Here is a 5,370-nt window from a genome sequence, read left to right as displayed (position 1 = left end):
TTCATCCGGCGTTCAAGGTCGTCGGTGTCAATCTGAATGTCATCGGACATGCGTGGTCAGGGCCTCATATTATGGTTTCAGGCGTTTCTATCCCAGAGACGCCCGCATGGCAAAGGATATGGCGGTATTTTAACCGTGAACGCGGGTGTAAGTCCCCTGCCCGGCAAGAATTCCCCGGAATCCGCCCGGTTCATCAAGGGAAAACACGATGATCGGCAGATCATTGTCACGCGCAAGCGCAATTGCCGAAGCATCCATGACGCCCAGATGCTTTTGCAGCACCTCGTCATAGGTAACGCTGTCATAGCGCTTGGCATCGTCGAACTTCTTGGGATCTTTGTCATAAACACCGTCAACCTTGGTGCCCTTGAAGATCGCCTCGCAATTCATCTCATTGGCGCGCAGGGTGGCTGCGGTATCGGTGGTGAAATAAGGGTTACCCGTACCTGCCGCAAAAATGATCACGCGCTTTTTCTCAAGATGGCGCACGGCACGGCGACGGATATAGGGCTCGGCCACTTCATCCATGCGGATCGCCGAGATCACGCGGGTATGAATACCCAATCCCTCAAGCGCTGCCTGCATGCCCAATGCGTTCATGACCGTCGCAAGCATGCCCATATAGTCCGCGGTCGCGCGTTCCATGCCCTGGGCTGCGCCCTGAAGGCCACGGAAAATATTGCCACCGCCAATGACCATACAGATCTCGACGCCAAGATCATGTACCGATTTGACCTCTTGCGCGATGCGCGCGACGGTCGGCGGATGCAGACCATAGCCCTGATCACCCATGAGCGCCTCGCCCGAGATCTTAAGCAGAACGCGGTTATAACTGGTTTGGCTTTGATTTTGCTGTTCCGACATCGCGTTCTTCCACCGGCTGTTTCATTGTCGCGCAAAATGTCGCAAAGAGGCCCGATATTCAACCGGAAGATAGGGTGATGGGCGCCACACTGCCACAGGGTCTTGACCCAGAACGTCATATTGTCATCGCAGGCCCGACGGCCAGCGGCAAATCTGCCCTTGCTTTGGCCATTGCCGAGGCTCAGGGGGGCACAATCGTCAATGCCGATGCGCTGCAAATCTGGTCGTGCTGGCGCGTCCTGACCGCACGCCCTTCGCCCAAAGACGAGGCCCGCGCGCCCCATCGGCTTTATGGCCATGTCGATCCGGGCCAAAGCTATTCCGTCGGGGATTGGCTGACCGCCGTGCGTGCACTTGCGCAACCCGATGCACAGCCCGGCTCAAACGGGCGGCTGATCATTACCGGTGGCACCGGACTTTATATGTCGGCTTTGACACGCGGTCTGGCCGTCATTCCGCCGGTTCCGGCTGAAATTCGTGCGCAGGGCGATGCGATGCTGGCTGCGGGCGGACTGCAGCAGATGATCGCGGCCCTGGACGCAGATACCCATGCCCGCATCGATCTGAAAAACCCCGCCCGCGTTCAGCGCGCCTGGGAGGTTCTGACAGCAACCGGACGCGGCATTACCTCGTGGCAGGCTGAGACCCCGCCGCCGTTCATTTCCCCCGATCAGGGACAATTGCTTGTCATCGACGCCGATCGTGACCGTCTTGCCACACGGATTGCCACACGCTTTTCCCTGATGATGGACGAAGGCGCACTGGACGAAGTACATGCGCTTTTGCCCCAATGGGATGGCGCCGCCCAATGGGCCAAGGCCATCGGCGCACCAGAGCTGGTAGCACATCTTCGTGGGGAACTAACTCTTGATCAGGCGATCGAACTGGCCGTGATCTCGACCCGGCAATATGCCAAATCTCAACGCATCTGGTTTCGCGGACGCATGCGGGACTGGCGTCATATAAATGCCGGTATTTGAAAGAATTTTTAGGTATTTTCGACTTTCCTCTTTCTAAATATTAGGCAAACGCGCAGCATGATCTAGGCAGAACAGTGAAACAATCTTGGGCAGATGAGCGACGTTGCACGCCAGATCGACTGGTTGCCCGCCTGGGTCAACCGCGCCAGACTGGACAGCGCAGACGACCCAGAGGTCGCGCGGCTGCACAAAGCCTCGATTGCCGCACCCAATATTCAGCCGCCCGCCCTTCATGACCCACGCAGCGACGCGGATCTTGCCCCACCCGCACCACTGCCTGCCAATATTGCGCTTTCTCCGGCGGCCACCCGCCCCTATGCGGCGCGCCCAGAAACCTTGGGCGAGGCGATGCGCCTGCGCTCGCTTTCTGGCTTTAGCTGGGGCGGCGCTGCGCGGGGAATTGGCGGCGCTGCTGCGCCACGTGTCAGCCCAGTTCATCTGCTTATCTGGCTTAGCGGTGGCAGTTTGCGCATCGAGCTGCCCCGCCTTCATCACATGCAGCGCGAAGGTGAGCTGGCCTTTATCCCCGCCGGCACCGCTTTTGCCCTTTGGCAAGGGCCCATGGCCGAGGGAGAGGTGCTGAGCATTCCCCCCGCGGTTCAGCGCAGACTTTCGGTCCGCCTACCCAGCGAGATGATCCTGGGTCGCCCGCGCAACCCCGATCTGGTGGCGCTGCGCCGCATCATGGTGCAACTGCCTCAGGTGGAACTAAGCGCTGCAACCCGCCGCAGCGTGATCGAGCAGTTCACCCTCATCACGCTGACGCTGAGCCGGCTCGAGCCCGAACATCCTGACCAGCACCATCCGACCGACGACCTGCGCCGCGCAAGACCTCTGACCGAGCGTTACCTTGCCCTCGCGCGGCGCGATCTGGGGCGCGGATTGACGATCGCCGATTTGGCGCAGTCGCTTGGCGTGACAACGGCCGTGCTTGACCGCGCCTGTCGGTGCTGTCGGGGACGCTCGGCCTTAGAGTTGCTTTACGATCTGCGGCTGGAACGTGCGGTCAAGATGCTGGCCGCGCAAAGTCAAAGCCCTGCAGAAATCGCGATCGAACTGGGCTATGTCAGCCTTGGTCATATGAATCGCGCCTTTGTGGCCGCAACCGGACGCGGGCCAGATTATTTTCGTCACCGTCGGGATCAGACCGACGGTGACGGCATTCTTGGTGGAGAACTTTAACGCAAGACGGACCTACAGCGCCCATGGGTGGTCATGGGTGGCCATGATTTAAGCCAGCGTCATTGGGACATCGTCATTCACCCCAGATCGGCCTCGGGCTGATCCTTGGCGCTGTCTACTGGTTTGGCGTCACTGGGCCGTCCACGGAAACCCTGCGCGACCACGAATTTCTCGGATGAATCCGAGCGGCTGGCCGGGGGCTTCACATTGGCAACCTTGGTGAAGTTGCGCTTAAGGATGGTCTGCATCTCGCTTTCCGCCCCACCGGCAAGAACCTTGGCGATAAAAGTCCCGCCCGGTTCCAGCACATCAAAGGCAAATTGCAGCGCAGCCTCGACCAAAGCCACGATCCGAAGGTGGTCGGTGCCCTTATGCCCCGAAGAGGCCGCGGCCATATCCGACATGACCACATCGGCATTGCCGCCAAGCCATGCCTTGACCTGATCATCTGCGCCTTCGGACAGAAAATCCAGCTGATGGATCTCGGCACCGGCAATCGGATCGACTTCTTGAAGATCGACCCCCAGCACTTGACCCACGCGCTTGTCGCCCTTTTCGCCCAATGCGTTCACCCGGCGCACGGCGACCTGACACCAGCCCCCCGGCGCACAGCCAAGGTCAACCACCCGTGCGCCAGGCACCAGGAAGCGAAACTTGTCGTCCAACTCTAGGATCTTATAGGCCGCTCGACCGCGATAGCCCTCGCGCTTGGCGCGGATCACATAGGGATCGTTCAATTGCCGCTCAAGCCAAAGCGTACTGGACAGCTTGCGTCCGCGTGCGGTCTTGACCCTGACACGCAGATCGCGCTGACCCCGTCCCGATGTCCCTTTTCCCGCACGACTACCGCCGCCCGGTTTCTTGCCTTCAGCCATCAGGCCACTCCGTTCAAATGCTCTGGTACAAGAACGCCATCCCGCACCATTTGTGCGTATAGCAGCCCTTCGCGCAAACCGCGATCCGCAACCGACAAGCGTGTTGTTGGCCAGATACGCATCAAAGTCTGCAAAATTGCCGCGCCCGACATGATCAGCGCATGACGCTCGCGACCGATCCGAGGGTCGGTGCGCCGCCCCTCGGGGCCAAGCGCCAGATAGTCACGGATCACCCGGTCGATCTGAACCGAGGTCATGGTCAATCCGTCAACTTTGGTTCGGTCATAGCGGCGCAGGCCAAGGTGGCTGGCCGCAACCGTCGTCACCGTTCCCGAGGTGCCGATGATCTGAAATCCTTCCTCGGGGGTGCCTGCATTCACATAGGGGGCGAAACTGGTCAGCATCTCTTCGAAATGCCATGACATCAGCGCAAAGCGGCCCTGATCATCCTGCACATCCTCGAATTGATCGCGCAGGGTGGCCACGCCAAGCGGCACCGAGATCCAGTCCACCACCCGCGCCCCTCCGGGTTTGGGATTGGCAAAGCCATCGGCCAGACGCATGATCGCGCGAGGCCTTTCGGTCAGCGGAACATCCTCGAGATCGATCCAGACCAATTCGGTCGAACCGCCCCCGATATCGACGACCAGCAATTGCTCGGTACGGTGACTGACCAAAGGCGCGCAGGAAATAACCGCAAGCCGAGCCTCTTCTTCTGCGCCAATGACTTCGATGGGCAAGCCCGTCTCGCGACGGATCATGCGCATGAAATCACGACTGTTGCGCGCCCGCCGACAGGCTTCGGTCGCAACCAGACGCATATGCGTGACCTTATGGCTTTCCAGCTTGCGCCGACAAACCTGCAAGGCATGGACGGTCCGCGCCATAGACGAGCGCGACAATCGACCAGATGCTTCAAGCCCATGCCCAAGCTGGACGGGCTTAGAGAAGCTGTCAACGACCTGAAACTGATTGCCCCTGGGTCGGGCAATCAGCATCCGGCAACTGTTTGTGCCGAGATCCAGGGCAGCATAAAGCTCCCCCTCCTCGGCTGGGCGGGTTACGAGCGGCTCAACCGGCAGATTCGGGAACGCGTCCGCACCCGCGGGACGCTTGGGCGTCATTGCACACGCCCTCCGATTTCAAGTTACCTTGAAAGTAACCTTCCATGCTGTGCCATTCAAGTGCCAACAAACGCGCAGCCCGCCCCGTAACACGGCCAATCCCCCTTCCCCCAAGCGCGCTGATCGGCTATTGCGCGGCTATGATTGTGATCTTTGCCCTTATCGTTGGCGCGGCCTATGGCTGGATGCGCGCCGGAAAGCTGGAAGGCAACCGCGCCGACCGCCTGCAATATGCTGCCGGATATGGCCTGGCCTTTACGGTCATCGGCCTGATCCTCACGGTGGTCCTTAGCCGGTTGCTGTGATGTTCCGCCCCTTTCTCGTCAGTCTGCGCCGTCACGGAGT

At 60.1% G+C, this 5,370-nt stretch carries 6 protein-coding genes; 3 read left to right on the top strand and 3 right to left on the bottom strand.

The window, feature by feature from the left end; all coding sequences use genetic code 11:
• Positions 1-129: 129 nt before the first annotated feature.
• Positions 130-864: a UMP kinase gene (pyrH, locus tag RTS12_RS20000; protein WP_312531789.1), complete on the bottom strand. Its 735-nt coding sequence runs from the start codon at positions 862-864 to the stop codon at positions 130-132.
• Positions 865-941: 77 nt separating this feature from the next.
• Here pyrH and miaA point away from each other — a divergent pair, with 77 nt between their 5' ends.
• Together miaA and RTS12_RS19990 are read left to right on the top strand one after the other, a co-directional pair.
• Entirely contained in the window at positions 942-1,844 is a 903-nt protein-coding gene (gene miaA / locus RTS12_RS19995) for a tRNA (adenosine(37)-N6)-dimethylallyltransferase MiaA (RefSeq protein WP_312531787.1), read from the top strand.
• A 93-nt stretch (positions 1,845-1,937) separates the two neighbouring features.
• Entirely contained in the window at positions 1,938-3,026 is a 1,089-nt protein-coding gene (locus RTS12_RS19990; RefSeq protein ID WP_312531784.1) for an AraC family transcriptional regulator, read from the top strand.
• 77 nt (positions 3,027-3,103) lie between these two features.
• Here the strand turns inward: RTS12_RS19990 and RTS12_RS19985 are convergent, their stop codons facing one another.
• Both RTS12_RS19985 and RTS12_RS19980 read right to left on the bottom strand, forming a co-directional pair.
• Positions 3,104-3,901 carry an RlmE family RNA methyltransferase gene (locus tag RTS12_RS19985; RefSeq protein ID WP_312531782.1) on the bottom strand — a complete coding sequence of 266 codons (798 nt, stop codon included), beginning with the start codon at positions 3,899-3,901 and terminating at the stop codon, positions 3,104-3,106.
• A complete protein-coding gene (locus tag RTS12_RS19980) occupies positions 3,901-5,025 on the bottom strand; it encodes a Ppx/GppA phosphatase family protein (RefSeq protein ID WP_312531780.1) in 1,125 nt (374 codons plus the stop codon). The genes RTS12_RS19985 and RTS12_RS19980 overlap by 1 nt, the downstream gene beginning before the upstream one ends.
• 44 nt (positions 5,026-5,069) lie before the next feature.
• Here RTS12_RS19980 and RTS12_RS19975 point away from each other — a divergent pair, with 44 nt between their 5' ends.
• A complete protein-coding gene (locus RTS12_RS19975; protein WP_312531778.1) occupies positions 5,070-5,330 on the top strand; it encodes a hypothetical protein in 261 nt (86 codons plus the stop codon).
• Positions 5,331-5,370 lie beyond the last annotated feature (40 nt).

The sequence above is a fragment of the Paracoccus sp. (in: a-proteobacteria) genome (assembly GCF_032007265.1).
Taxonomy (GTDB): Bacteria; Pseudomonadota; Alphaproteobacteria; order Rhodobacterales; family Rhodobacteraceae; genus Paracoccus.
This window is presented reverse-complemented; position numbering and strand designations above follow the sequence as displayed.